19 protein-coding genes are annotated in these 26,475 nt (G+C 43.4%); 7 read left to right on the top strand and 12 right to left on the bottom strand.

Annotated features, from left to right (window positions below):
• Positions 1 to 230 precede the first annotated feature (230 nt).
• A complete protein-coding gene (locus D1614_RS05575) occupies positions 231 to 2,567 on the top strand; it encodes an AAA family ATPase (protein WP_119436900.1) in 2,337 nt (778 codons plus the stop codon).
• Positions 2,568 to 2,725: 158 nt separating this feature from the next.
• Positions 2,726 to 3,490, top strand: a complete 765-nt coding sequence (locus D1614_RS05570; RefSeq protein WP_206609925.1) for a TIR domain-containing protein — start codon at positions 2,726 to 2,728, stop codon at positions 3,488 to 3,490.
• A 288-nt stretch (positions 3,491 to 3,778) separates the two neighbouring features.
• On the opposite strand, the gene D1614_RS05565 is transcribed toward D1614_RS05570, so the two are convergent.
• From D1614_RS05565 to D1614_RS05530, 8 genes are all read right to left on the bottom strand, one after another.
• Entirely contained in the window at positions 3,779 to 4,723 is a 945-nt protein-coding gene (locus D1614_RS05565; RefSeq protein ID WP_119436899.1) for a pyridoxal-phosphate dependent enzyme, read from the bottom strand.
• Position 4,724: 1 nt separating this feature from the next.
• The gene (locus D1614_RS05560) at positions 4,725 to 5,429 is read right to left on the bottom strand and encodes a PrsW family glutamic-type intramembrane protease (protein ID WP_119436898.1); all 705 of its coding nucleotides are present in this window, start codon (positions 5,427 to 5,429) and stop codon (positions 4,725 to 4,727) included.
• A 12-nt stretch (positions 5,430 to 5,441) separates the two neighbouring features.
• Positions 5,442 to 6,389 (bottom strand): SMP-30/gluconolactonase/LRE family protein, encoded by a 948-nt coding sequence (locus tag D1614_RS05555; RefSeq protein ID WP_241558081.1) that lies wholly within the window; start codon positions 6,387 to 6,389, stop codon positions 5,442 to 5,444.
• A gap of 69 nt (positions 6,390 to 6,458) precedes the next feature.
• On the bottom strand, positions 6,459 to 7,271 hold the full coding sequence (locus tag D1614_RS05550) for a purine-nucleoside phosphorylase (RefSeq protein WP_119436896.1): 813 nt from the start codon (positions 7,269 to 7,271) through the stop codon (positions 6,459 to 6,461).
• Positions 7,210 to 8,316 (bottom strand): tetraacyldisaccharide 4'-kinase, encoded by a 1,107-nt coding sequence (gene lpxK, locus D1614_RS05545; protein ID WP_147384035.1) that lies wholly within the window; start codon positions 8,314 to 8,316, stop codon positions 7,210 to 7,212. Before lpxK ends, D1614_RS05550 begins: the two co-directional genes overlap by 62 nt.
• A 729-nt stretch (positions 8,317 to 9,045) precedes the next feature.
• A complete protein-coding gene (locus D1614_RS05540; RefSeq protein WP_119436894.1) occupies positions 9,046 to 10,344 on the bottom strand; it encodes an IS1380 family transposase in 1,299 nt (432 codons plus the stop codon).
• A gap of 222 nt (positions 10,345 to 10,566) precedes the next feature.
• Complete coding sequence (locus D1614_RS05535) at positions 10,567 to 12,948, bottom strand: S9 family peptidase (protein ID WP_119436893.1); 2,382 nt, start codon at positions 12,946 to 12,948, stop codon at positions 10,567 to 10,569.
• Between the two features lie 278 nt (positions 12,949 to 13,226).
• Entirely contained in the window at positions 13,227 to 14,051 is an 825-nt protein-coding gene (locus tag D1614_RS05530) for an aldo/keto reductase (protein WP_119436926.1), read from the bottom strand.
• 235 nt (positions 14,052 to 14,286) lie between these two features.
• On the opposite strand from D1614_RS05530, the gene D1614_RS05525 reads away from it, so the two are divergent.
• From D1614_RS05525 to D1614_RS05510, 4 genes are all read left to right on the top strand, one after another.
• Positions 14,287 to 15,537, top strand: a complete 1,251-nt coding sequence (locus tag D1614_RS05525) for an aspartate kinase (protein ID WP_119436892.1) — start codon at positions 14,287 to 14,289, stop codon at positions 15,535 to 15,537.
• A 92-nt stretch (positions 15,538 to 15,629) separates the two neighbouring features.
• The gene (locus D1614_RS05520) at positions 15,630 to 16,952 is read left to right on the top strand and encodes an efflux RND transporter periplasmic adaptor subunit (protein ID WP_119436891.1); all 1,323 of its coding nucleotides are present in this window, start codon (positions 15,630 to 15,632) and stop codon (positions 16,950 to 16,952) included.
• Between the two features lie 182 nt (positions 16,953 to 17,134).
• Complete coding sequence (locus D1614_RS05515) at positions 17,135 to 18,946, top strand: sensor histidine kinase (protein WP_119436890.1); 1,812 nt, start codon at positions 17,135 to 17,137, stop codon at positions 18,944 to 18,946.
• Between the two features lies 1 nt (position 18,947).
• Entirely contained in the window at positions 18,948 to 19,721 is a 774-nt protein-coding gene (locus D1614_RS05510) for a LytR/AlgR family response regulator transcription factor (protein ID WP_162304423.1), read from the top strand.
• On the opposite strand, the gene D1614_RS05505 is transcribed toward D1614_RS05510, so the two are convergent.
• Entirely contained in the window at positions 19,722 to 20,843 is a 1,122-nt protein-coding gene (locus D1614_RS05505) for a carboxypeptidase-like regulatory domain-containing protein (protein WP_162304422.1), read from the bottom strand.
• A gap of 272 nt (positions 20,844 to 21,115) precedes the next feature.
• Here D1614_RS05505 and D1614_RS05500 point away from each other — a divergent pair, with 272 nt between their 5' ends.
• The gene (locus tag D1614_RS05500; protein WP_119436887.1) at positions 21,116 to 21,772 is read left to right on the top strand and encodes a hypothetical protein; all 657 of its coding nucleotides are present in this window, start codon (positions 21,116 to 21,118) and stop codon (positions 21,770 to 21,772) included.
• 107 nt (positions 21,773 to 21,879) lie between these two features.
• Here the strand turns inward: D1614_RS05500 and D1614_RS05495 are convergent, their stop codons facing one another.
• The 3 genes from D1614_RS05495 to D1614_RS05485 all read right to left on the bottom strand — a co-directional run bounded on the left by D1614_RS05495 (position 21,880) and on the right by D1614_RS05485 (position 26,459).
• The gene (locus tag D1614_RS05495; protein WP_162304421.1) at positions 21,880 to 22,632 is read right to left on the bottom strand and encodes a redoxin domain-containing protein; all 753 of its coding nucleotides are present in this window, start codon (positions 22,630 to 22,632) and stop codon (positions 21,880 to 21,882) included.
• Positions 22,633 to 22,935: 303 nt separating this feature from the next.
• Positions 22,936 to 23,688, bottom strand: coding sequence for a carboxypeptidase-like regulatory domain-containing protein (locus tag D1614_RS05490; RefSeq protein WP_119436885.1), 753 nt, complete (start codon positions 23,686 to 23,688; stop codon positions 22,936 to 22,938).
• A gap of 143 nt (positions 23,689 to 23,831) precedes the next feature.
• Positions 23,832 to 26,459 (bottom strand): valine--tRNA ligase, encoded by a 2,628-nt coding sequence (locus tag D1614_RS05485; protein WP_119436925.1) that lies wholly within the window; start codon positions 26,457 to 26,459, stop codon positions 23,832 to 23,834.
• Positions 26,460 to 26,475: the final 16 nt, after the last annotated feature.

Here is a 26,475-nt window from a genome sequence, read left to right as displayed (position 1 = left end):
AATGAAAGATAACTGCTTACTCTCCGGGATTATGCTAAATTTGTTAACAAAACCTGGTGAGTTGTGCAACAGGCACACGTGGTATAAGTCATGGCTGGGTTTGTGCGGATTCGACAAGTCGAATCTCGTCCCAACCTCAGTTTCGGTCGGACACTCAGACTCTCGTCTGACCGCCACGACCTCATACCACCACCGTTATGCGCAATTAGAACACCTGAAACAGAATAGCTATGATAAGACCCATTGATATAATTGGATTAAAAAATTTTCGAATTTTTGATGACAATAATGGAATTTTAGAGGAGATAGCTCCAATAAGTATTCTAACTGGAGCAAATAATTCTGGAAAGAGTTCGATAATAAAGTTTCTTCAAATGCTTAAAGATAGTATGGCGGGAAATGAATATCCATTTGATTTAGATTTAACAAAGCAAGAACATTTATTAGGAGACTTTGATAATATTTTATTCAACAGGGAAAACAGAGAAATTGCAATTTGTCTGCCTTTTATATTTCTAGGCATCAAGAATTTTTATATTTCATTAAAATTTGAAGTACCATCACATAAGAATGTCTATCAAGCTAAGCTAAGAGAAATAGAGGTTATTGATAAAAAGAATAAGATAGAAATATTGTCTTTCAAATATAGAGAGGCTACTGATTCTGAGAAAGAAGCTTATAAGGTAGAATTTAAACAAAAACAAGAGGAATACGAAAGAACTAAAAAGGAAAAGGGCAAAGAGAAAACTGATATATTTTCATCACATTTCTTTCTTTTTCCTCCAATGGATAATCCTCTAGTTGGATATATTGAGTGGAATATAAAGCTAGATAAACTGAAACAATATTTAGAAGAATTGTTGAAATTTTATGAGATATATTTAAAGAATAAGAGCAATAGAAAATGGCTAGAAAATGCAGACAAACATCTTGAAAACACCTGGCTTTTACCTTCTGAGCTAATAAATTCTTTCAAGAATGAAATTGATTTAAAAACATGGAATGATTTTCTTGATAAAGTAATTAATGAGAAAAGCTCGCTTAGTGGAAAAGAGCATATCGGAGAGAGAGATTTTGACGCAGAAGATTTTTTCTATCCTCCTTCAGAAATAGAAGACCTTGTTTATTATAATGCGTTAAAAATTTTAAAAGAAAACTTAAATTGGAATAGTGCAGAAAGAAATGATAGTAAATATTCAGTACTTGAAAACTGTTTCAAGACAAGCTGGAAAACATTAATTCAAAGAGTTAGTTCAATAAATTACCTGTCAACAATACGAGAGGAAAATTCACGAATTTATACGGCAACCAATAACTCTCCATTTATTAAATTATTAAAAGATTATAATTCGAATGAATTTCAGCATTCAAGTTTCATTAATAAATATCTAAAAGCTTTTAAAATAGGAAAGGAAATTTCTGTTAATTACACATTAAAATATCAACTAATTAGTGTTTCAGTTGTCACATTTGAAGGTGCAAAAAGAGACCTTGTTGATTTTGGTTACGGCATTAAACAATTGATACTTATCCTAATTCAAATAAGTGTATTAGCAGAAAGCAACAAAAGAACGATTGAGGATTATGATGAAGATGGAGAGTACATGTATGATTTTTATAATCCAAGCATGTTATTAGTTGAGGAACCAGAAACAAATCTTCATCCAAAGTGGCAGTCTTTGTTAGCAGAAATGTTTGTAGAAGCTCATAATGACTTTAATATACAGTTCGTAATTGAAACTCATAGTGAGTATTTAATAAGGAAATTTCAAACATTAGTTGCAGACGATAAAATAAGCGGAGAGAAAATTAAAATATTTTATATCAGGCATCCACAGGATACAAATCAAGATAATAAACAAATTTCAAGCGTTAATATTCAACAAGACGGTAGCATAAACTATCAAATCTTTGACGGAGGTTTTTTTGATGAAAATGATTCTCTAGAATTAAGTTTGTTAAACATTCAAAGAGATAGATTTTTACATGATTTTGATGAGCTAAAAAAGAATAAAGAAGAAAATGAAAATAAGATATCTGAATTAGAACAAAAGATTGATGATTATACTAATAAATTAGATATTCAAATATACCAAACGATTATAAATACTCGGTTTGATGTTTCTAAAATATCTGCTATTAGTGTTAAATATTTATCTTCTGGACAATTTTTATTGAATACAATTCATGAAACAAGTGATTTTTCGCCAGTCATAATTCAGTATGGAAGAACTATAGAAAATGAATTAAAGGAGATATTTATTGCAATTGGAATTACAGATGTTAAAAAATTAATGCTTGGGAAATTTCAAGGCTCCCTTGAAAAATATAAAACAGGAACAGCAATTCAAAGTCCACTAAGTAATGATGAATTAATCCCATTACCAGCAGAAATGTCAAACAGATTTAAAAATCCCAAAAGTTTAAAAATTGAATTGCTTGATGAAATAAGGGTTGGTAGGAATGATTCGGGGCATTCAGGTCAGACAAAGACAAAACAAGAAGCTATTAACTATATTGAGAAAGTCAATGAGTTTCTTGACAAATGGATTTTAGAGAAAAAGTAAATAAAAGCGCATAACACTGCATATACAAAATGGGCGAGATAGTAGTAAATTCAAGGGCTGTAGCCCGCTTTAAATTTTCACGGTTTGATAAGTTAGAAGCCCGCAATCGCCCACATTTGCATATACTTAACGTTATGCACAAGTACAAAACAGAATAAATGGCAGATATAAAAGATTTGATTACTAAACAAGTAGACATCAAAGTCGCTGAACTTTCCGAATGGAGGAATGTAAGATGGGAAGGTGGAAGGCTATATTATGAGTCAAGTAGAATAATGGCAGATATAAAAGATTATAATATTGATACCAAGCTTTTTTACCTTGAAACATTATATGCAAGAGATTTTATTATTCAGGACAATGAACCAAGCAAAGCTCCAGATATAACCAAAGAATTTAAAAATTGGGTAAGCAAAAAAATTGTAGAGTTACAGATACTGCAAATTGGCAGAACTACTACTAATAATAATAAACGAGAGGCGAGTAACAATGTTTTCATTGTTCATGGGCACAATAATGAAACCAAACTAAATGTTGCAAGGACAGTAGAGCAATTAGGTCTAGTTCCAATAATATTGCACGAGCGCCCTAATGAAGGAAAAACAATTATTGAAAAATTTGAAAAAAATTCAGATGTAGGATTTGCGATTGTTTTAATAAATGATGACGATTTAGGCAAATCTAAAAATGAACTAGAGTTTAATTGTCGTGCTCGGCAAAATGTAATTCTAGAATTGGGCTATTTTATTGGGAAGTTAGGTCGGGATAGAGTCTGTCCTCTTTATTCCACTGGAGTTGAATTGCCAAGTGACATTCAAGGATTGATGTATATTGAATTGGATAAGAGCGATATGTGGAAATATAAATTAGCTAAAGAACTAAAAACAGCAGGCTACGAAATAGATACAAATAAAATAACCTAAATACCAGTGCATAAAGTACATATTGCAGGGCGGGGTTCGGTGGTACGCCAACTGCGGATTCTCGTTTCGCCATTCCGTGTCCTTCGGACAGGAACGCTCTCCGATCCCGATAGCTATCGGGACGCCCCGACCACATACAAGTGACCGTTAATATATAGCCACTTAAACAGCGAATCGTTATAAAAAGGGGAAGAATTAGGCTATTCCATCTTCCTTTGCCAAGGACACTCTATATTTGAAAGAGCCACAAAAATAGTACGCTTGTTTCCCGCAAATGAAACATCTCAATTAGAACGGCAAATTTCCCAAATCCAGGTTACCACCCGAAAGAATGATGCCCACTTTTTTATTCTGAACATCCACTTTCTTTTCGAGAATAGCCGCCAGCGGCACTGCCGACGAAGGTTCGATGATGATTTTCATCCGCTCCCAAATCAGGCGCATGGCCGCCACAATGTTTTCTTCCGATACCGTCACAATATCGTCCACTTTGTCGAGAATGATGGCAAAATTCCGTTCCCCCAGCGAGGTCAACAAACCATCGGCAATGGTTTTGGGCTCCACCGACGGGACACGGGTTTTGGTTTGAAACGAACGGTAAGCATCGTCGGCACCCGCAGGTTCTGCCGCAACTACCCTGCACACGGGAAGCAAATGTTTCGTAGCAATGACTGTTCCGCTCAGCAGACCGCCACCACCTACCGGCGCCAGAATGACATCGAACTCACCTTTGTCTTCAATCAGTTCTTTGGCTGCCGTTCCCTGCCCTGCAATCACATTAAAATTATTGTAGGGATGAATTTCCGTTGCTCCTGTTTCTGCAATAATCGCCGCCAGCGTGCTCTCGCGCGCCTCCTGCGTGGGTTTGCAAAAAGTAATGTTGGCTCCGTACCCGGCCACCGCTTTCTTTTTAATATCGGGTGCGTTGATGGGCATTACAATGTGAGCCGCAATCCCGCGCATGCTTGCCGCCAGTGCCAGCGCCGCCGCATGGTTTCCCGAAGAATGGGTGCCGACTCCGTGCGCCGCTTCCGCCTCCGAAAGCGAAAAAACAGCGTTGCAGGCTCCCCTGAATTTAAAAGCTCCCACTTTCTGAAAATTCTCGCACTTGAAATACAATTCGGCCCCCACCATTTTATTGATGCCCGAAGACGAGAGAACCGGAGTCCGGTGCGCATACTTTTGTACAATTTCGTGCGCTTTTACCACATCGGCGTAAACAGGTAGATCCATTTTATTCAGGTTTTGAAAGTTTTTCGTTCAGCAAAGCATAATCGGTATTGTAGATCGAAATCCGCGAGAGCTGGCGCATTCGTTTTAATCCGGAAATGTACAGAAAGACAACAAATGCGACAAAAACCACCGTCAGCCAGGCCAGCCCGGTAAACAGGATAAAATCGTAAATGCCGTGCAAAAGAATCGGAAACAGCAATGCCTTTTGTTTGAGGCTGCGGCTTTCCTTATGGTAAAAACGGGCCATTCCGAAATAAAATCCCATGGTAATGCCAAAGATGGCATGTGCGGGAACGGCTGTTAACGCACGCATAACACCGGTTACCAGGCCTCCGCCGCTTACGTACAAAATATTTTCTACGGCCGCAAAACCCAGCGAAACATAGGTGGCATAAACAATCCCATCGAACTTCTCGTTAAACTCGGGGCTTTTCCAAATCAGCAGATACAGCGCAATGTACTTGAACAGTTCTTCGGAAAAAGCAGCCACGGCAAAAGCGTTCCAGGCGGCCGACTGATAGTGTGAAAGCCCCGCGCCCAAATCACTCAGAAAAGACTCAAGCACCAAGATCGGGATAACGGTGAGCGCACCCGCCAGCAAAGCAAAAACCAGCAAACGGATGGGTTCTTTTTCGTACTTATCGCGGAAATAAACGTAGGCAGCCACAATTACAACCGGCGCCAGTGCAAGGATTATCAGATCCATTTTGGTTTAGAATTAGGGAAGATCGTTAAAGAAAAAAGCCTTTACTCCTTTTACTCCGGGACGGATTTTAAACACACCACCTGCATGCGGAAATTTCTGCAAATCTTCTTCGCTGGTCGATTCACGGGCCGTGGTAATGTACAAGGTTCCCAGGTCGTTGCCACCAAAAGCACAGGAGGTCACGTTTTTTGCGGGCACCTCAATTTTCCGGATCAGTTCACCGTTTTCGGGATTAAAACAAGCCACCGCCGAACCGCCCCACAAGGCCACCCACAGGTTGTCCTCTTCATCAATGGTCATTCCATCGGGGTACCCGGCACCTTCGGGAATTTCAACTGCCACTTTCGGGTGGCTGATGGCTCCCGTTTCATTGTCGTAATCGTAGCCCATCACCTGGCGCGTGGGCGTATCGATGTAATACATTTTTGTTTTGTCGGCCGACCACACAATGCCGTTCGAAGTTCCCACTCCGTCCACCATTTTATGGACCGAAGTGTCGGGATCAAAACGATACAGCGCCCCGGCCTGTTTGGCTCCCACCAGGCTCATTGTTCCGGCCCACAGGCGGCCTGCCGGATCGCATTTTCCGTCGTTAAAACGGTTGTCGGGTTTGTCGGCTTCGGGATCTGCCAGCAGCTTTTTCGTGCCTGTTTCAGGGTCGAGGCTGTAAATGCCGTTCTGCAAAGCCACCAGCACCTGCCCCGATTCGGCGGGAACCACCGTGCCCACCATTTGTCCGGTCAGCATCTCCTTGTTTAAACCCGAAGCCGGGTTGTAAAAATTCAGGATCTTTCCTTTTATGTTCACCCACATCAGCTCGCCGGTCCGGTAATTCCAGATCGCTCCTTCCCCCAGTTCCGACTTCGAATCGATCACCAGCTCCACCTCGCTTGATTTTGGGGCCGAGCAACTCATTCCAATCCATAAAACGAAAAAAATAAGGCCGATTTTATTCTTCATGCTGATGTATTTTTAACCGTTATCCTTCCCCCATTTTCCTCCCGATTACTTTGAACTCTGAACCCTAAACTACAAACTCTTAATCAGCTCGCGCATGATCAGGGTCATTTTAGGCTCCGCTTTCATGGCCACTTCCTGCACTTCTTCGTGCGAAATTTCCACAATTTCGCCGGGAACGCCGCTGTCGGTGACGATGGAAATACCAAACACTTTCAGGCCCATGTGCACCGCCACAATCACCTCGGGGACGGTTGACATTCCCACAATGTCGGCCCCCAGAATACGGAACATCCGGTACTCGGCAGGCGTTTCAAAGGTAGGTCCTGACACTCCCACATACACACCTTCCTTTATGTCGATGTTGTGCTCAGCGGCAATCAGTTTTGCACGGTTGCGCAGGCGTTTGTTGTAGCATTTGCTCATGTCGGGGAAACGCGGCCCCAGTTCGGCCAGGTTTTTCCCGCGCAACGGATGCTCCGGAAAATGGTTGATGTGGTCGTTGATCACCACGATCTCCCCTACTTTCCAGTCGGGATTCAACCCACCGCTGGCATTGGAAACAAACAGGTGGGTGATTCCCACGTATTTCAGCACGCGCACCGGGAAGGTTACTTCTTTCATGTTGTAGCCTTCGTAATAATGAAAGCGGCCCTGCATGGCCAGCACTTCGCGGTCGCCCAGCTTACCGTATATCAGGCGGCCGGCATGCCCGTCAACCGTTGAAACCGGGAAATCAGGAATTTCGTTGTACGGAATGGAATCGATGATCTCGATCTCTTTTACGAGTCCACCCAAACCGGTTCCCAGAATAATTCCTACTTCAGGACTGGCCTGAATTCTTTCTTTTATAAAGCTCGCGGTGGCTTTTATTTTCTCCAACATAATTTAAAATCTTCTTGTTAAACGACTTCTTTTCTTCTTCCGGAAAACTCACTTTTACCGGAAGGTAGTACCACGCCGCCTTCACCTCTCCACTCAGGTGGGCGCTATCTTTCAAACGCATGGCATCCTTTTCGGTTGTGACAATTATCTTTTTTTCTGCATTCATCGATGCAAATGTGCTTTCAATTTGGTGAATATCGTCGCGCGAATAATGATGATGATCGCTAAACGCCAGGCTTTTCACTTGCCCTGAAAAACGTTCCAGGTATTTCAACAGCGGTTGTGGAGCTGCAATACCCGTAACCACCAGCAAGGCATATTTTCGCTCTTCCGAAAACGATTTTCCAAGTTGCGGGCCATCAAATACCGGGGTTACCTTCCCGTATTCAAGCTTGGTAAAAAACAGGCTTTGGTAGGGCAGCAAGCCCACATCGTTCTGAAGAATACGCCGCATAATGGGGGTTACCTCATCGGGACACTTGGTAAAAACAATGATGTTGGCCCGCCGCATTTGCCGGGCACTTTCGCGCAAACGCCCCAGTGGCAGCAGCCGGTCGTCTTTTACCGGGCGATTGTAATCGATCAGCAAAATATTGATTCCCGGGGTGATCCGGCGGTGCTGAAAGGCGTCGTCCAGCAATACCACATCCGGCACAAGGCCGTCGGTTGTGCTTAGCAGTTGCTTCACACCCTCCACGCGGTTTTCGCACACCGAAACCCTGACATCGGGGTGTTTGTGCTTGATCTGCAAAGGCTCGTCGCCCACTTCGAGCGCGGCAGAGGTAGTTTCCACCCAGCGAAAGCCTTTGGTATTGCGCTTGTACCCCCGGCTCAGCGTGGCTACCCGGTATTTTTCCTTTAGCAAGTCGGCCAGGTATTCCACATGCGGAGTTTTGCCGGTTCCTCCCACCGTAATGTTTCCGATGGAAATCACCGGAACATCAAATTCCTTCGATTTAAGGATATGTAAATCGTAGGCATTGTTCCGGAGGTAAACCGCCAGTCCGTACAACCAAGAAAGAGGATACAAGAGGATTTTTAACATGTAATTGATTTCTGTTTGATGCACGAAGATAAGAAAACAATCATGATTCCCGGAAATCAGCAGTAAGAATGGAAGTTGATTTATTATGGCTTGCTTTACCCTTTCTCCTGTCTTCCCTTCACGGAAAGGAAAGACGATTAGCCCCCAAAAGAAGCCACGACCCAAATACTTGATCTCGATTTGCTTCGATCCATTTGCCAATCGTACTTCTTTACAGGTAGCTACCTTTTATACACAAATATGAATTTGAAAGAAGCCAGAGAATAAGAAATAAACAACAAGGAACAACGAATAAAAAAGTGTTGGAAACGAAATAATGCAGGCCAATATTTTCTGATTTTTTATTCCTTATTCCATGTTTCTTATTAAAAATCGTCAGATACTATCATCCGAAACGTTTCTCCTCCTGCCCAGGAGGAGTACTCAGTGGCAGCTTACGGAGACTGAGGGAGGTGCTTATTAAATGATTTGTATTGCAAGAGAAAAGTTGTACCACCCCGCTCCCGCGCGCATCCTTCCTAAAATCCGCATGTCTTAAAATTTGGAGAGCTACAGAACCAATCGCTATTGGTTCTGTAAAGATTTTTAATGATTTGCGAGCCGGTTTTCGCTATTGTCCGTTTTTTTTTACGAATAAAAAAAAAGATTAATCTGTAGTATGAAGCCTATTGTTCCATTAGAATTGCATCTTCTTCGGTTTTTAATATGGAAGTTAACATTTCGGTTTTACTAAGTTCTAAAACTATTATTTCCATATAACTTTAGTTTTGTTTGCCTTCCTGATTTTATCCATTTCCCGGGAATGCAAATAAAACGAAAGATGAATTTTTTGATCCTGAAATTTTCCGACAAAAATGCTACTCTTTTTGAAAATGTTTCAATAATATGCGCGTATAAGTTTCTACACATAGCCATAATCAGCAGAAACACAGTATTCTGTTCCAGCTTCGGGAAAGGCATTTTATCCCATCCAAAATCGTTTTTTAGAATATCAAACTCCCTTTCTTTTGCTCCTCTTGCATTATAAAAGAACACAACTTCATCGTCTGTCATCTCAAAATCATTGGTCATGATAGCGCTGTAATTATAGGCCTCTCCTGTAAACATATTTATTTGTCCATCTCTCCGGGCTTCTTTGGTTACCACCAGCCGGTATTCTTTTAAGGAATCGGTTTTGGTGTTATTTCCTCTGGCATGGCGTTCAAAAGGAGTAAAAACAGTGGAACCTCTGAGTAATATTGAATCTCCGAGCTTTATTTCGTTCCATTCCTTAATGCTGGTAATAGCTCTTTCCAGGGTATCCGTCATCCTTGCCCGTATAAAAATACGCTCGGCACTTTCTTCCATTGCTTTGATTATCTCGTAGCTATATGACGCAGAATCTGCCCGTATCACGTCAATTGTTACCCCTGCTTCTTGTAATAAAGAAGTCATCCGTTCAATGGTTTTGTGCTGTAGCACATGGGCAGTACTATTTCCGTTACGGTTTTCTACATAAACAATATGTTCCCCGATTATTCCAACACCGGGGTAATAACCAGGCTCTTTTTTGTAGGTTCGTTGTGCATCGGCTTTTTCAGTAAATATCAAGGTGTTGTCATAATCCAAAATCACATTTTCTTTTTGGAATCCTGGCAATAACGACAGCATTTTTATATTGAGCCTGTTCAATTCCAGGGCCAATGAGAAATGGTGCTCTGTTTTTCCCCTTTTCGCAGTAAAAAATTGTGGACTTTCCGACAACGATTTAAGTCGGTTCAAAATCCTGTCCGGGCTGGGAATATTGATAAAAGGGTTATTCTGAAGTCCTTCTTTCAAATTAATAGACAGATCTTCAGCACAATCTCCTCCACAAAAAAATACGGACCAATAAGACATTATTATATCAAACCAATTGTATTGAGATTGTTTGGGCAAAGCTGGCAAACTAGTGTTTAATAAAGCATTGACCTTTAAATTGACTGCTTCCTGAATAACAAAATTTAATCCACCAAAGGCTGAAACAGGTTTAGAATTTATTACTTTCATATTGGTATTTTGTAGCAACACCAATTTAGGTGAAAGTACCAAAGCTGTAAAGCATTCATTTGAATAGCCTTACAGCTTTTTTTCAACAGAACATGCGGATTTTAGGTGCAATCGCGCGGGAGCGAAGTGCAGCAGCGAAGGTTTAAGAGAGTATTCTTTGCTGTCGTTTCAAAATGCTTTGCGCCCTTTGCGTGAAAAACGGTGATCCCGGAAGACGGTTACTTACTTCAGGTTTTCTTCGAACAGTTTAAAAATACGTTTGTATTCGTCGGTCCAGCTGCTGGGTTCGGTAAAACCGTGTGCTTCGACGGGGTACACCGCCAGTTCCCAGTTTTCCTTGCCCAGTTCGATCAGCCGCTGGCTAAGCCGCACAATGTCCTGGAACTGCACATTGTCGTCGACCATGCCGTGGCACATCAGCAGGGCGCCTTTCAGGCCGTCGGCAAAGTAAATGGGCGAGCTTTGCACATAGGCCAGGCTGTCTTCGGCGGGCGTATTCAGGATGTTGGAGGTGTAGCCGTGGCTGTAATGCGCCCAGTCGGTTACCGCGCGCAAAGCGGCACCGGCTGCAAAAACACCGGGTTGCTTAAACAGGGCCATCAGCGTTATAAACCCGCCGTACGATCCGCCGTAAATCCCGATACGTTGCGGGGAAACATCGTATTTTTCAGCCAGCATTTTGGCACCGTCCACGTGGTCCGAAAGATCCAACCCGCCCATGTGCCGGTAAATGCCGGTGCGCCAATCGCGGCCATAACCCGCACTTCCGCGGTAGTCGATGTCGAGCACCGTGTAGCCGTTGTCGGCCAGAAAATTGTGAAACTGGTATTCGCGGAAGTACGAACTCCATCCTTTATGGGCATTCTGAAGATAGCCCGCGCCGTGTACAAAGATCACCGCCGGGCCTTGCTTTTCGGGCGATGCGGGGCGGTACAAACGCGCGTGTACCGTGGCTCCGTCGGCCGCCGTAAACGTAATGTATTCGGGCATCCGCCACGGGTACGATTCGAAGGCGGTAGTGGTGGAATGTGTGAGTTGGGTGGGGCTGGCCCCTGCTTTGTTCTCCTGCACGTAAAGCTCCCACGGGCGGTTGCCGGTGGAGTGACGGATGGCCAGGTATTTCTCGTCGGGCGAAAGCGTAACTTCGTTGCCGCCTTCCATCGACGTAATTTGCGTGGGTTCGCCTCCGCCAACCGGCATCCGGTAAAAATGGCTTACGCCGGGGTGTACCTTGTTGGCGGTGAAGTAGAAATGCTTTTGGTCTTTTGAAAGAAAGGCATCCGATACCTCGAACTGGCCGCTGGTGAGTTGTGTTCTCTTTTTGGAATGAATATCTACGGCGTACAAATGCGAGTAACCCGATTCTTCGGAATGAAACCACAGCGATTTTCCGTCGGGCATCCAGCCCATATCGCCTGTTGAAAATCCCCAGCCGCCAATTCCGGGACCGCCAATCCAGGCTTCGTCGCGTTGGCGGTCGAGCAATTCGAGTTTGCCTGTGGCCGGATCGAGCAGCAATATCCAGCGGTCTTTGTTATCGGCCGAAAGCGCCACCACTACTGCCAGATCTTCGCCGGGGTTCCACAGTGGCCCGGTGATGTTAACGGGGCGGTTTTTTATTTCCGAGCTGTCTTTGGGCATCCTGTCGGGATAGTCGCTTAGATAGCCGGGCAGGTCCTTTAATCCGGGAATTTGCGCGGTGTTGACCTTTACTGTCTGGTTGTTCCGGATGTCGAAAATACCCAGTTCGGAACTCCCCTGCGGACTACCGACTTTTACGCGTGCATTGTGCTCTTCGGCGTAGCCCGATTGGGTGACATGGTGGGTGACGGAAGTGGATTTGGCCCCGTTGGCACTTTGGTACAGCGAATAGATGAGGTAATCCCCCGACGGACTCAGCGCCAGGCGGCTGACGCGTTTTTTCCCGGTATAAATTTTAGACGGTTCTTTGGGCTCTTCGGCTTTCTTCCGGTTTTCGCGGGCTTTGTTTTTGGCTTCGCGTTCGTTCAGCACCACAAACAGCTCTTTTTGCTGTTGTTCGAGCCATTGCTCCTGTTTGCTTTTTCCGGCTTCGGGACGTTCGTCTCCGGCTACAAAATTACTGATCTGGCTGATCAGCCCTGACGCAATGTGGATGGTGTACAGGTTGTTGTCTTTGGTGAACGCAATTTCCTGGTCGTTCCTGACAAAGTAGGGCGAAGAAACCCGCTCGAGCCAGTTGGTAAGTTGTTTCTCGGTTCCGGTTTTCAGGTCTTTCAGAATAATGTTCCCGTTGCGCAGAAATACCTTTTGCGTTTTTGTGCTGTTGTAATTCTGTGAACGGCCGGGCAAGCTTCTCTTTTCTTCGGGCGAAACTTTCTCAATCTTTTTTCCTTTTAATGAATAGGCATACAACGATGCAAGCGTGTCTTTTTCGGGGTTCCAGTCGAAATAGATCTTGTCGCTGTTGTCGCTCCATTCAATGCCCGACGGAGAAGTGCCGATCCACTGTGCGGGGTCTTGCATGATCTGTTCGATGGTGAGTGCGCTTTGGTTGTTTCTTTCGATTTGCGCAAAAGCACACAGTGTGTGAATGCTAAGGAAAAAGATGAGCAGTTTCTTCATGTATCGTTTTTGTTGGTTTTAATGATTGAATTCAGCACTGTTTAAATTCATCAGATACCGGAGGTATCAAATGTATGTAGAAAAAATGGGATGAGAGGTTGGTTCGACCCCGGTGGGGTCGTATGTCTTTGGTTCATGTGTTTTCTAAAGACATGTAAACCCGCCGGGTTTATGATGGGTGTTACAATATTGCAGAGGTGCTTCATTCAATTAAATTATTCTTGCCTGTTACTTCCGGTTTTTAGGTTGGGCTAACCGGACAGCAATATTTTCACTTTCTAAAACGTAATGTGATCCGGGTGTCCTCCGATGCGTTTGTTCCGATCGAGGGCATCGATTCTGGCCATGTCTTCGGGCGAAAGCTCAAAATCAAAAACATCCGCATTGGCGATGATGCGCTCCGGTGTTACGGATTTTGGAATGGTGACCACGCCTTTCTGAATGTCCCAGCGAAGTACGATCTGAACCGGAGTTTTCCCGTATTTGGCGGCCAGCTCCTGCATAAGCGGAACATCGTTTACCCGTCCTTTCATAATGGGCGACCAGGCTTCGAGCTGGATGCCTTTCTTTTGACAGTAGGCCAGCAGATCGGGCTGAATGAGTTCGGGATGAAACTCTACCTGGTTTACCGCGGGCATTACCTTGCAATGGGGCAGGAAATCGTCTAAATGATGCACCAGAAAATTGCTGACACCGATTGCTTTCATTCTTCCTTTTTGATACAGTTCTTCCATTGCTTTCCAGGTTTCCTTCGATCTTTCTCCCTTGGGCCAGTGAATCAGGTACAGGTCGAGGTAGTCGGTCTGCAATTTCTCCAGGCTCTCCTCAAAAGCCGCCATGGTGGTGGAGTAGCCCTGGTCGGCGTTCCACACTTTGGAGGTCAGAAAAATATCTTCGCGCGGAATCCCGCTTTCGCGAATGGCCTTCCCAACTCCTCTTTCATTTTTATAAATAGCTGCGGTATCAATGCTTTTGTAACCGTTGGCAAGCGCCACTTTCACTGCATTTTCCACTTCTGTTCCTTCTTTTGATAAAAACACTCCCAATCCCAGCCAGGGCATTTTCAACCCGTTGTTCAGGGTTGTTGCGGATGATAAATTCATTTTGCTTAATTTTTGAATGCTACCTAAAATAACTATTTTCCGCCGAAAAGAAATCATCGTTTCGGATCGATTCAGAATATGCCCGAAAAAATTAGATTTGCATAAAGATTGCAATGGATCAATCAATAACTACAAAATAAAAGGTACATGAAACTGGCAGAAAGCAGATTTGAACAGAATAAAAACATCGGGCTGCCCGTTTCGGTTAAAACCACCGGAAACAAATTAATGTAAAATGAAAGTATTCAAGTTTGGAGGAGCTTCGGTAAAAAGCGCCGGGGCTGTAAGAAATGTTTGTGGTATCATTCAGCGCGAACCTGAACAACTGGCCGTGGTGATTTCGGCCATGGGGAACAGCACCAACCTGTTGGAAACGCTGGTGAGAGCGTATTATGATCAAAGCGAGCGGAAGTGGGAGATTGCCAAACAATTCAGGGACTATCACATGGAAGTGATCGAGGGATTGTTTGGTGAAAAAGGCATGCCACAGGGAGTTTATGAGTTATTTACCGAGTTGGAGCACAAACTGAAAACCCGCCCCGCGTACGATTACAACTTTGAATACGACCAGATAATTTGTTACGGTGAACTGATCTCGACCCGGATTGTAAGTGATTATATGAATGCAGCGGGGCAGCCTAACAAATGGATGGATGTGCGCAGCAGCCTGAAAACCAACGATACTTACCGCGATGCCAAAGTGGATTGGGAATGGACCGACGAGCTGGTAAAGGAAGATTTTAATTTCAGCGATACACAGGTGTACATTACACAGGGTTTTATGGGCTCGACCAGTACCAACATGACCACTACTCTGGGAAGGGAGGGCTCCGATTTCACTGCCGCTATTTTGGGAAGTGTTCTGGAAGCCGAAAGTGTTTCGATCTGGAAAGATGTACCGGGAATCATGAGTGCCGATCCGAAAAAAATGAAGGATTCGGTGTTTATCAGCGAGTTGTCGTATAAAGAAGCGGTGGAAATGACGCACTCGGGAGCCAAAGTAATTCACCCTAAGACCATGCAGCCCTTGCACAATAAAGGCATCCCCTTGTTGGTACGCTCTTTTGTTTCGCCCGATGACCCGGGAACCGTGATTCACAAGATCGATCACCGGATTGAGTTGCCGCCGATTTTTATTCTGAAAGAAAACCAGGTGTTGATCACTTTATCGGCCAAAGATTTTTCGATTATTTCGATCAACGACATCGACCGTGTGGTGAATTTCCTGATCGGAAAACTGATCAAGGTAACGCTGATGCAACAATCGGCCATCGACCTGAACATTGTGGCCGATGCAACCGACGAAGACCTGGAGGAAGTGTTTGGCGAACTTTCTGAACATTATAAAATCAGGTACAATACAGGGTTAACGCTGGTTACCATACGTCATTACACCGAAGACGTGCTCGACTGGATGGTAAAAGAAAAAGATATTTACCTGGAACAACACAGCCGTTTAACGGCCCGAATGCTGATAAAAGAGTAAGCTGGCAAACAGATTCAGGATATTTATTGGCAAGTTGTTTTTTCTTGTAATTTTAGAGACCAATTGCTGACCTATAAAAAAACTACTTCAGAATGAAGCAAAAGAAAATCCTGCCTTATCTTATCGGACTTGTGGTTGTTGCGATTATTTTCCTGGTGATAGGAAAGAAAAAAGGATGGTTTGGTGAAGACTTTACCATCAGTGTGGCCACGCAAAAAGTGGAAAGTAAAACCATTACCGAGTTTATAACCGCCAACGGAAAAATTCAACCGGAAACCGAGGTGAAGATCAGCCCCGATGTTGCGGGTGAGATTGTGGAATTGTATGTGGAAGAAGGCGATGAAGTTCCCCAGGGCAAGTTGCTTTGTGTGATCAAGCCCGAGATTTATATTTCGGCCGTAAACCGCTCCGAAGCTGCTGTGAATTCTGCCAAAGCCCGGTTGGCCCAGGCCAAAGCCCAGCTGATTGAACGGGAACTTTCGTACAAACGGTCGAAAGAACTGTACGACAAGGGAACCATTCCGGTGGCTGAATTTGAAACCGCGGAAGCTGCCTACAAAGTGGCCGAGTCGGAAGTGATGGCCGCCGAGTATTCGGTTCGCAGTGCCGAAGCTTCGTTGTCGGAAGCACAGGAACAGCTGACCAAAACCAAGATTTATGCGCCTATTCCGGGAACCATTTCGGCCCTGAACGTTGAAAAAGGCGAGCGCGTGGTTGGAACCAGCATGATGTCGGGAACCGATATGATGACGGTGGCCGATCTCGAGAAAATGGAAGTGCAGGTGGAGGTAAACGAAAACGACATTGTAAAGGTAATGAAAGGCGACACCGCGCTGGTGGAAGTAGATGCCTACCTGAACCGCAAGTTCAAAGGGATTGTAACCGAAATTGCCAACTCGGCCAGTACCACCGGAACCACTGCCGACCAGGTAACCAACTTCGATGTAAAGGTGTTGCTGCTGAAGGATTCTTATGCCGATCTGATTCAACCCGAAGAAGGCAACCGCTATCCGTTCCGTCCCGGAATGTCAGCCACGGTTGATATTTTGACAGAGACCCGCGACAATGTGATTTCAGTGCCGATATCGGCTGTTACCACCCGCATTAAAAAAGAAGGCGGCGGTACCGAAGAGATTGCCGAAGAAACAGAGACCGCAACGCCCACCGAAACCACCGAAGAAAGTGCAACGCGTGAAGAAAAACAGGAGGTAGTGTTTGTATTGAGCGGCGACCGGGCCAAGAAAGTGGAAGTAACCACCGGTATTCAGGACAACGCCAGCATTGAAATTCTGAAAGGTTTAGCTGAAGGTGATCAGGTTATAACTGCGCCTTACAACGCGATCAACCGCACGCTGAAAGACAGTATGCTGGTAAAAGTGGTAAAAGAAGAAGAGCTCTTCAAAACCGAAAAGTAAACCTAACAATTCAATAATAATAGAATTGCAACGGAGATGCCGCCAGTCGGTGTTTCCGTTTTTTTATGATTTGGAAAGCCTCCTTTTGCACTTTGTCCCTGCGACATTGCAGCTCATCCGGTTTTTCTTTTTTTAGTGGGGCAGTCTGTTTTTCTTTAAAGTAAAAAGTAAATTTGGTTGCTATGAAAAGACTGACCTTTCTGCTCTTATGTGTAATGTTTTTTTCGCTGGATTCTGCCATCGGTAAGGATTATACTGAGAAGGAACTGAAACAAATTGTTGATGAATATTTCATTATAAAAGATATTCCCACCCGCTATTATTCCAACATTCTTATACGAATGGATGGAGAGGTGACACAAGGTGATTTGGCTTTTATGAATCAACTGACTGATAATCTAAAATCACATATCGATAAATGGGATGTATGTCTTATCTCGGAAGGAACAAGTAATCTTATCTTGTCAATCAATCAACCCCGAAGTGAAAGCTATCCCCAGGAACGCCTTGGAAACAAGAATAAAGTAGAAATTATTTCAAGAAGAGAACCCATTAACATTCCGGAAGGAACATTGCAACCCGAGAGAAATAAGATCTTGTATTTTACTCTTATGAATAGTCTTGTAAAGTATTACAAGCACAAAGAGGTTCATGAACTAATTCCGGAAACGGTTTTTGCACTTGACAAGCCGGAGGGTGTTATTATTAATAATCCGGTTGATTTTCAGATTATTGATGAGATTTATTCTTTGGAGTATGATAATAGGCAAATGAATAGTGTGCCACAGGCTTCGACCGTTATAAGAAATCTTGACAATAAATATTCAAGGGTGCTTGGGCTACTTGCAAATATCGTATCTGCCTTTGTTGCTGTATTGTTAGTATTCTTTTTGTTTAAAAAGGAAGTATTCAAACCCCATAATTATCAGTTTGTCAGGTATGTCAAACAAGGCTCTTTTGTGCTTCTTGTAGTGCTCATTCATCTTTCTGTTAATTTTGTGCTGGCTTATTTTTTACCAATCTCATCTTCTTTCCAGAGGATCCTCTCAATGAATGCGGTAGTAGGGGTATTGTCAGTCTTGATCGTTGTCCCAATAACTTATTTTTCAATTATCATTCTTTATTTTTCAGAGAAAAGAATATTAGAGAACGGGAAGTCATTCATCGGTGCCATCGTATTTCCTTTTATAACTACTTTGTTCGTTCCCTCATTTTTGGTTTTGATTTTATTTATGATTTTTGCGGATTCGGGTAAGCCTAAAAATGCAGTTGATGTTTTTACCTTTTTATTATCGATGATCTCGGTAATGATTATTGTAGCTTTTTTTAGAGCTTTTTTTATTTTTCTTACTAAGAAATCAGAAAGTATCATCAACCAAAAAGATGTGGAACTGGCCCGGATGAGCGAGATGCACCGAAAGGCAGAACTACAGTCGTTGCGGGCAAAGATCAATCCGCATTTTTTGTATAATTCGCTGAATTCGATTGCCAGCCTGGCATCCATCGATCCAAAGAAAACCGAGCAGATGGCTTTGTCGCTTTCCGATTTTTTCAAATACTCGATCAACCGCGAACAAAAGCAAACCAACCCGCTTTCCGACGAATTAAAGGCTGTTGAGACCTACCTCGATATTGAAAAGGTACGTTTTGGCGAGCGGCTCACTTATTCACTTGAATGCCCGGAAGAGTTGAAATCGGTAGAGATACCACAGCTTCTGATTCAACCGCTGGTAGAAAATGCAGTGAAGCACGGTGTTTCAAAATTATTGGAGAATGGTGAAGTCCGGATTGTTGTTTCCGAATTGGAATTTAAGAAAATCAGCATCCGTGTTTATGACAACGGCCCCGGTTTCCCGGATGGTCCCATGAGCGGTTTTGGTATTCGAAACACCCACGAACGTTTGCAACTGATTTATGGTAGCAAAGCTAGTATCAACTGGCAGAACGATCCGCCAAAGTACATTGAAATTGTTTTACCTAAACACTCTGCATAAAATGAACACAACGACTAAATACCGCACCATTATTGCCGATGATGAACAGTTGGCGAGAGAAAGACTGAAAAAGCTGCTTGTCCCTTTTTCCGAAACCATTGAAATTATGGGCGAAGCTAAAAACGGAATTGAATGCAAAACGATGATTGATTCGCTCCGCCCTGATTTGATTTTTCTGGATATTCAAATGCCCGGGTTAAATGGTTTTGAGGTGCTGCAACAAATTGAACATTCGCCGCTGGTTATCTTTTGTACGGCTCACGACGAGTTTGCCCTGAAAGCCTTTGAAACACACAGCGTTGATTACCTGGTGAAGCCGGTTAAAGCAGAACGGATGGAACAATCGATCGAAAAACTGATGTTCTTGCACCAAGGTACCGACCGTCAGCAATTGCTTGCTCTGATTGATGAAGTCACGGCTCAATCATCGCAAAATGAAATAACCACGATTCCGGTCAAGCTGGGCGACAGAATGCTGATCCTGAATATCGAGGATATCTCTTATTTCCAGGCCGAGGAAAAATATGTAACCATTTATTCTATAAACGGAAAACGCTATGTCTCGGATTATTCCCTTAAAGACCTGGAAGATAAGCTTAATGGCAGTTTTGTCCGTATTCAGCGGGCTTTACTGGTTAACCGGATGCTTGTGAAGGAAATCGTAAAGCACACCAACTCCCGGTGTAAAATACGGATGAACGATTTAAATCAGTCGCTCCTGGTTTCCGGACGAAACTATGTAGATCAAATAAAAAGCCTTACTGTTTTGAAATAACTATTCTCCTGCAAAATAATTCCGGCTGTTAAGTACCGTTACATTATTAGCGTGAGCGCGGTTAACAGTAAGTACCGAATTTTCGGCTACTTCTTTGTTGTTATAAATGTATTGTTTGCTTAATGCGATCTTTTTTACCAGCAGATTCTCATAGCTTACAATGAATACATAGTTTAGATTACTGTAAAAGTCAGCATTGGATTTACTGATTCCCAATCCTCTTCCCTGCGTATTGTTTTTGGCTGACTGAACCTTGACCGCAATACTTTTTACCGAATAGTCTTCTTTATTAATGAATATGCTGCCATCTAGCAAAGTAGCATAAAAATCTCCCGATCCTTCAAGCGTTGGCTTATTCTGAATAAAGCCAATTTCCCAGTATTCTTTTCCATCAATTTGGGGTTGACTTACCAGTTTTAGAGTGTAGTCGTTCAGAAGAGCGGGATTTAAAATTCCGGATGCAGAACGAACCCAGTCCAGGTTAAGCAACTCGTCGATTCCCAGTTGTGCGGAAGAGAAGGTGTAGTCTTCTTTTCCGGCCGGTTTGGTTACTTTGTATTTACGCGAACGAAATGCATTTTCGGGAGACGGTGTTGAGTAACCGTTTTTATCATAAACAAGTACCTTGGCATTCACATCTTTCAGAACAGAATCTTCCCTCGATTGCAGAACAGACAGATCGCAATGCAGGTTAAACGGGCCGGCACCGTAGTTGTAACGGATGTTTTCCGAAGCCATTCGCAGGATACGGATCAACACCATGTTTTGTCCGGCAACATCTATTTTGCCCACATCGTACGATTGCGGCCGAAGCTTCACAATGTTAAACTCTTTGCCAAATAATTCTGTGAGCGGAAACTGCCGGTTCTGAAAGCCAACGGCAGAGAAGAAAATATTTTTCGATTCCAGGTCTTCCGGAATTTTTAGTTCGAAGTTTCCCTCTTCGTCACTGGCCGTTCCGTATAAAGTTCCTTCCAGTCCAATATTGGTGTAGGAAACCGGCTGGTTGCTTTCTGCATTAATTACTTTTCCTTTTAAAACGTGTGCAACCTTACTGCCTTGCTGGGAAAAGGCGAAGAGTGAGAAATGGGCTAATATGATAAAGCTGAATATTGTTTTCATTTTCATTGTTCTGAAATTTTATGTTCTGTTTTCCGTGGTCTACAATTTTTGCGCCGTTCAATCCGAAAGAGGCATTGTTTTTGCTAAAACACCTTAAAAATAAAAAATTAATACCATTCACCTCTTTAAAACGTTATCAATTCAAAATAGTATATGTTAAGGGCCGAATATGTTGAAAAAACGGGTTATTATCAATTTTAACTGAAAGGAGCAAATTCCGGCGTCTTGGCATTAATTGTTATATTTGTTTCATTCATCAAAAACAGAAAATTATGAATCGCACATACCTGATCATTTTACTGGCTGTACTGGCTGTTTCGGTGTCTTCCTGTGTTTCGAAAAAGAAATACGTTGAAATGGAAAACGGCCGTTTAAAAGCCGAGGAGCTTTCGCGGAAACTTGATGCCGAAAACAAAGACAAAGCGGCCAGGATTAAAGCCCTGATTGCTGATTTTGAAGCGATGAAAAACGAGTTGATGGAAAGTAATGCCATGAAAGATCAATACATCGATTCGTTAAAGGGTGAAATAAGCAATATGATGGCTAACCTGAACAAGCAAACCCGCTCGCTGGAAGAAACCAGTTTTAACCTCGACTTTGAGAAACAGCGCTTAAGCAATGCTTTGGAATCGAAAGAGAAAAACATACAGTCGCTTCAGGCAAAGGTCGACAGGCTTGAAAATGAAATGTCGGAAAAAGACCTTCAGCTGGATGAAAAGAGCTTTGAAATCAATAAGTTGAACGACCAGGCGAAAGTGTTACAGGGGCAGATCACTGCCGGAGAGTCGAGTGCACAGAACCTGCAGTCGCAGCTTGAGAAAGTAAAGTCGGATGCGGCAAAGCTGCAGCAGGAAATGGCCGAAAAAGATGCGACCATCACCAAGTTGCAAAACCAGGTGAAGCTTCTTAAAAGTGAGATAGGACAATAAAATTCGGAAGCCGGATAAAATCAAAAGCCCTGCAAAATTGCAGGGCTTTTTTGTGCGGAAGAGTCAACCTAACTGCTGTTTATTGTTCTATGAAAAAACTGCAATGATTATTTGTCGTTGTTTAGAACCACCTGCTGCTCTTTGGCTTTCATAAACCACATGCGGTCGCTTACCTCGTAATAAAGGTCTTTAACTTCCGGGTTGGCGGCCACCTCTGCTTTGGTGTAAGGAAAATAAGGAACCAGGTAATCATCCCCTTGTTCCCAATTGGCCGGGGTGTAAACGTACATGCGGTCGGTCGTTTGAAGCGCCTGCACCAGTCGGACTATTTCCTGCATGTTTCGTCCAACCTGAACCGGGTAGAAGTTAATAGCCCTGACTACATTTTTGTCGTCGATAATGAATACGCCGCGAATATCGCGGTTGGTGCTGGTGGGTTCATGCAGCATTCCGTATTTTCGTGAGGCAACGCCATCCACATCCTCAATCAGGGGGAAATGGATGTCGATTTTTCCGTGATTTTTGTAGTTAATATCTTCCAGATGTGCTTTCCACATATTGTGTACCGCTACATTGTCGGTGGAAATTACAGCCACTTTAACTCCCAATTTGTTGAACTGGGGTTGGAGATTAGCCAACTCCAGTAACTCTGAAGAGCATACAGGAGTGAAATCAGCTGGGTGGCTAAAGAGGATTTTCCAACTGGAGCCAAAATCGTCCGGAAATGTAATTTTCCCGTCAGTGGATTGAGCTTTGATGCTGGGAGCTTTAGATCCGATAAGAGGAATTTGGTTGCCTTCTGCCAAAACTGTACCCGCAACAAGGACAACAGCCATTACGGCTAGCATTAATTGTTTCATGACTTTGAGATTTAAATTGTTTAATATTCTTATGCAAGTTACACTAGGGTAAATCTCAAAGTGTGTGTTAAAGAACATCTAAATGCTGGTCAGATTGTTATAGTTCTAGATATTAATTTGCCATGCGCATGAATAGTTTACATATTGATTGCAATAGGATCTTTTTGGTTTCGATTTAATATTATATTTGGCAGATAGGTTACATATTTACATAAAGGCTCAGTTACAATAAAATACAAATAAGTATTTTATTAACATCTGTTATTGATTTAGTTGAATTATGAATTCAAAGATTCAAATAGACTATTTTAACCCATAGTCGATTTTGAAAAGCAGGTAGTATTCAACAATGGAAGCCCGAACCTGGTACTCGGAAGCAGTATAGGGAAGTACATTCTGGCCGTTAAACCATACCATAAAGGTGTCGGCATATGCTTCATTCAGACCGGTTAGCTTTATCACCATTTCCTTGTTGTAATTTAAGGAATGCATCTCCCAGTTGCGCATCACTGCCATGTCCTCGCGTACGGCCCGTTTACGTTTTTCCTTCTTACTAAGGTGGTATTGCCAAAATGAAACAGGGTTGAAAAAAGCAGCCAGTACCGGAGGCTTTTCATTAAATGCGTCTCCGCGTAACTCGGGGGGAATCACCGTTGGTTGTCCGTGTTCAAAATAATCAAGTTGCCGGGATTGTCCTTCCACCGTAACCTCTCCTACACGGTAGAGAACAGGCTCCATGTAAAAGTTGAGCGTTTCGAATCCGGTGTAATAAGATGGTATTTTTAGGACTGTTTTTTTATAACCAACCGACGTTACTTCGAGACTATCGATATTCAGCATTTCCAGTGAAAAGTAACCGTCGTTGTTGGTAATGGTTCCGCTGTGGGTGCGATGCAAAACGATGTTGGCATACGGAACGGCGGAGCTGTCGGCAGTGCTTAATAATCTTGCCTTAAGCTCAATCAGCATCGGATCAATCATGTCCGCATTATTCTGAGCTCTGGCGTTTAAAACCAGCAACAATGCAATAAATAATAATGCAGGATATCTGATCATGTGAATTCTTTAGCTATAGCTGCAAAACTATGTAAAAGATTTGTTTAGAATGGAAAATAACAAAATTTAACTGGCTTTTAACAGCCGTTAAGGGATAGTCAGTGATATCCGAGACATGTTTCGGATATCACTGATTCAGATATTTATTTCATTGAAGCAATTCGTTCTTCCAGCACCTTTATTTTTGCTTCGGCGTCAGCCTGTTTGGCTTTTTCGTTTGCTACAACTGCTTCAGGTGCGTTATTTACAAAACGCTCGTTGCTCAGCTTTTTCAAAACTGAAGTCAGGAATCCCTGTGTATATTTTAGTTCTTCTTCCAATTTTTTCAGCTCTTCTTCCACATCAATAAAACCTTCCATCGGAACGTAAAAGTTGGTTGATTTAACGCGGAACGATGCAGCTCCCTGAACTTCTTCCGTTACCATTTCGAACGAAGAAAGGTTGGCCATTTTCAGTATCACACTATTGAATTGTGGTTCAAAACCTTTGTCTCCCGCCTGTACTTTTAATTCGAGAGTATCTTTGTTTGGAATGTTTTTATCGCTACGAACTTTACGAATGCCGGAAATCGCTTCTTTTACATTTTCGAAAGCAGCGAGTAAAGCTTCGTCGTATTTCTCAACTTTTGGCAATTGACTGATCATGATGCTCTCTCCGTCTTTTCTTTCGGTCAGCATTTGCCAGATTTCTTCGGTGATAAACGGCATAAATGGATGCATCAATCGCAGCATCTGGTCAAACAGTTCCACCACTTCGTTGTAGGTTTTCGCATCAATCGGCTGTTGATAAGCCGGTTTAACCATTTCCAGTAACCAGCCCGAAAACTCGTCGCGAACGGTTGTGTAAACCGTCATCAATGCTTCTGATATGCGGAACTGATCAAACTGGTTGTTCAAGGTGGCAACCACCTCACCCAGTTTGTTGTTAAACCACTCAATAGCCAATTTGGAATGTTCCGGCTGTTCGATGTTGGCAGAAACTTCCCAGTTTTTCACCAGGCGGAAAGCATTCCAGATTTTGGTTGCAAAACCGGAGCCCTGTTGCGGCAGGCTTTCGTCAAAAAGTAAATCGCCACCGGCAGGAGAGCAAAGCAACATGCCTACGCGAACACCGTCGGCACCGTACTTGGCAATCAAATCGAGCGGGTCGGGTGAGTTACCCAGCGATTTCGACATCTTCCTGCGCTGTGCATCGCGCACCATTCCTGTGAAATATACATTCTTATAGGGTAGTTCATCACGGTACTCGTAACCTGCAATAATCATACGGGCCACCCAGAAGAAAATAATATCAGGCGCAGTTACCAGGTCAGAAGTCGGGTAATAGTAGTTTATCTCTTCGTTTTCAGGATCGCGAATGCCATCGAAAACAGAGATGGGCCACAACCAGCTCGAAAACCAGGTATCCAAAGCGTCTTCATCCTGTTTCAGGTCAACAGCTGTTAAGCTTGCATTTCCCGACTTTTCACGGGCCAGTTTCAGCGCTTCTTCAGCATTTTCTGCACAAACAAAAGTTCCGTCAGGTAAATAATACACCGGAATCTGGTGTCCCCACCACAACTGACGGCTGATACACCAATCCTTGATGTTGCCCATCCAGTGTTTGTATATGTTTTTGAATTTCGCCGGATGAAACTGGATGGTATCGTTCATCACATTTTCCAGTGCCGGTTTTACCAGCTCGTCCATTTTCAGAAACCATTGTGCCGACAGTTTGGGTTCGATGATCACATCGGTCCGTTCCGAGAAACCTACTTTATTGGTATAGTCTTCAACTTTGGCCAGATTACCGGCTTTTTCCAGTTCTGGGATAATGATGTTCCGAACGTCAAAACGATCCTGGCCGATAAACATCTCGGCTTTTTCGCTCAAGGTTCCGTCGTCGTTAAAAATATCGATCGAAGGCAGATTGTGCTTTAATCCTATTTCGTAGTCGTTAATGTCGTGAGCAGGCGTAATTTTCAAACATCCGGTACCAAATTCCATGTCCACGTATTCATCCTGAATAATCGGGATCGAACGATTCAGAAGTGGTACTAAAACGCGTTTGCCTTTCAGGTGCGAAAAACGTTCATCAGCCGGATTCACACAAACCGCGGTATCGCCCAAAATTGTTTCGGGGCGCGTAGTTGCGATGGTTACAAAACCATCTTCACCTTCAATTTTATATTTCAGGTAATACAGTTTTCCCTGCATTTCCTTGTAGATCACTTCTTCGTCGGAAAGGGCGGTTTTGGCTGCCGGGTCCCAGTTAACCATGCGCACTCCGCGGTAAACCAATCCTTTGTTGAACAAGTCGACAAAAACCTTGATCACCGATTCGCTGCGGGCTTCGTCCATGGTAAAAGCTGTGCGGTCCCAGTCGCACGAGGCGCCGAGTTTTTTCAGTTGTTCCAGGATAATGCCACCGTGTTTGTCGGTCCATTCCCAGGCATGTTTTAAGAATTCGTCACGCGAAAGATCATATTTGTCAATTCCTTCAGCACGCAGTTTGTTCACCACTTTTGCTTCGGTGGCAATAGACGCGTGGTCGGTTCCCGGAACCCAGCAGGCATTTTTGCCGGTCATACGTGCCCTGCGCACCAAAATGTCCTGAATCGTATTGTTGAGCATATGCCCCATGTGCAAAACTCCGGTTACGTTGGGCGGAGGTATTACAATGGTGTAAGGCTCTCTTTCATCGGGGGTCGAATGGAAATATTTGTTGTCCATCCAGTATTTGTACCACTTATCTTCAACCGCTGACGGGTTGTACTTGCTAGGAATTTCCATGTTTTTCTCTTTCAGA

It is taken from the genome of Maribellus luteus (assembly GCF_003576475.1).
GTDB lineage: Bacteria > Bacteroidota > Bacteroidia > Bacteroidales > Prolixibacteraceae > Draconibacterium > Draconibacterium luteum.
The sequence above is the reverse complement of the archived record's forward strand: the minus strand, read 5'-3'. Positions and strand labels throughout refer to the sequence as shown.